Genomic DNA, 2406 nt, shown 5'->3' with positions numbered 1-2406 from the left:
GATGCCGAGTCCTACGCTGACCTGATCGCGAGCCTCGTCGCGATCTGCAAGCGGCGAGGCTTGACCCAGGGCGATGTTGCTGCGGTGATGAACACCACACAGTCCGTCGTTTCCAACTTCGAACGGGTCGGCGGGGATGCCCGCTACGGCACGATCTAACGTTACGCGCGGGCGGCCGGAACTCGGACGCCGTGGAGATAGTGGCCGGTGCCGTCGACGTGACCCGGTCACGATTTATAACTGCCTGAACGAGATTGGTGGGAGCCAGGGTTCCGGAGCCGGGGCGAGCACCAAGAACGGCGGACCACGCCCAGTGCGGAAGAAGGAGACGTGACATGCCCTTGAACCGCGCTGCTGGATTCGACACGATCACGGTCGAAAGCCTCCGGGAGCTCGGCAGCGTGAAATGGTCGACGTATCCGGACAGCATCGGTGCCTTCGTCGCGGAGATGGACTTCGGCACCGCACCGCCTGTCCAGCAGGCACTGCACGTAGCGGTGGACACAGCCGGTTTCGGCTACCTGCCGGCGGCATTATCGCAGGACATGGCCCAGGCATGTGCCGACTGGCAGGCGCGTCGGTACGGATGGCCTGTGGATTCCGAGCAGGTTCACCCGATCGCCGACGTGATCAACGGCCTCCAGATCGCCATCGAACACTTCTCCGCGCCGGGCAGTCCCGTCGTCCTTCCCACCCCGGCCTACATGCCGTTCCTGTTCGTCCCGAAACTGATGGGGCGAGAGATCATCGAGGTGCCGATGCTCGAGCACGGCGGCCGCTGGGTCTACGACCTCGACGGGCTCGAGCGCGCTTTCGTGAAGGGCGGGGGACTGCTCATCCTCTGCAACCCCTACAACCCGCTGGGCCGCGTCATGCGCATTGAGGAGCTGACCGCGATCAGCGAGGTCGTCGATCGGCACGGTGCCCGGGTGTTCTCCGACGAGATCCATTCGCCGCTGGTCTACGCAGGTCACCGGCACGTTCCGTATGCTTCGATCAGCCCGGTCACGGCCGGGCACTCGGTGACGGCGACGTCGGCGTCGAAGGCGTGGAATCTTCCCGGGTTGAAATGCGCTCAGTTCATCATCTCGAACGACGACGACGCCGCTGTCTGGGAGGAGATCGCCATGATGGCCGAGCATGGCGCCAGCAATCTGGGCGTGGTCGCCAACACCGCGGCGTACAACTCCGGTGGGCCGTGGCTGGACGACGTGATGGGCTACCTCGACGAGAATCGACGGTTGCTGGGTTCGCTGCTCACCGAGAACATGCCGGACGTCGGGTACACCATGCCGGAAGGTACGTACCTGGCCTGGCTTGACTTCCGCAAGGCCGGCCTCGGCGACAACCCCGGCGAGGTGATCCGCGAACGAGCTGGGGTCGCAATGGTCGACGGCGTGGCATGCGGAGAGGCAGGGACCGGCTTCGCACGGCTCAACTTCGCCACTCCGAAGCCGATCCTGCGGGAGATGGTCACCCGCATAGCCGACGTCAGCACATGACCAGTGATGCGGGCGAGCCAACGCCTGAGCCCGTTCCTTCCGCTGCGATTCCCGCGCTCCAGCGACGCACGTTGGCTCTGCTGGTGGCGGCGCAGATCGTCGGTGGCCTGGGCATCGGCTCGGCGCTCGCCGTCGGCTCAGTCGTGGCGCTCCGGCTGTCCGGGTCGGAGCGGTGGTCCGGGCTCGCCGGGACCATGATCACTCTCGGAGCGGGCCTGCTGGCGATTCCGCTCGCGCGCCTGGCCGCGGCCCGGGGCCGGCGCCTCAGCCTCAGCATGGGCTGGGCGATCGCCACCGCCGGAGCGTTGACGACCCTGCTCGCAGCCGTGATCTCCTCATTCCTGCTCTTCCTCGTGGGGCTGCTGCTGTTCGGATCCGGGACGGCGACGAACCTGCAGTCCCGCTACGCCGCGACGGACCTCTCGCCGGATCGGTTCCGGGCTCGTCATCTCTCCATCGTGGTCTGGTCGACGACGGTCGGCTCGGTGCTGGGGCCGAATCTGACCGGTCCCGGTGCAACCGTCGGCCGATGGCTGGGAATCCCCGCGATCGCCGGCCCGTTCGTCTTCTCCGCGGCCGGTTTCATCGCAGCCACCATGCTCATCGCGCTGCTGCTGCGCCCGGATCCGTTGCTGGTCGCGCAGAACCTGCAACGAGACGAGCCGGCGTCCGCGGAATCCGCCCGGGAGCCCGGCTTCACCCAGGCGGCCAGTCCGGCCCAGGCCGGCCCCACCCGGCCGGCCGTGCAGGCCACGCGCGCCTCCGCATGGTCGACGATCCGCCACCGGCCAGCGGCCCTGCTGTCGCTGGCCGCGGTCGTGGTCGGCCACGGTGTCATGGTCGCCATCATGACCATGACACCGGTCCACCTCACCCACCATGGCTCTGAGCTGCGGATCATCGG

Annotated in this window: 2 protein-coding genes; both read left to right on the top strand. The window is 67.5% G+C overall.

All coding sequences use genetic code 11. The features are described 5' to 3' along the window. The first annotated feature begins 335 nt into the window (after positions 1-335). Positions 336-1502, top strand: coding sequence for a MalY/PatB family protein (locus ELR45_RS23915; protein ID WP_129668580.1), 1167 nt, complete (start codon positions 336-338; stop codon positions 1500-1502). Then, the coding region (locus tag ELR45_RS23910) for an MFS transporter (protein WP_205857154.1) at positions 1499-2406 on the top strand (908 nt) is incomplete at its 3' end. The genes ELR45_RS23915 and ELR45_RS23910, both read left to right, overlap by 4 nt.

Source organism: Phytoactinopolyspora endophytica (genome assembly GCF_004138495.1).
Classification (GTDB): domain Bacteria; phylum Actinomycetota; class Actinomycetes; order Jiangellales; family Jiangellaceae; genus Phytoactinopolyspora; species Phytoactinopolyspora endophytica.
This window is presented reverse-complemented; position numbering and strand designations above follow the sequence as displayed.

Bases quoted from the DNA above. Each gene is read 5' to 3' on its own strand.
- ELR45_RS23915 (WP_129668580.1), top strand. From the start codon at position 336: ATGCCCTTGAACCGCGCTGCTGGATTCGACACGATCACGGTCGAAAGC.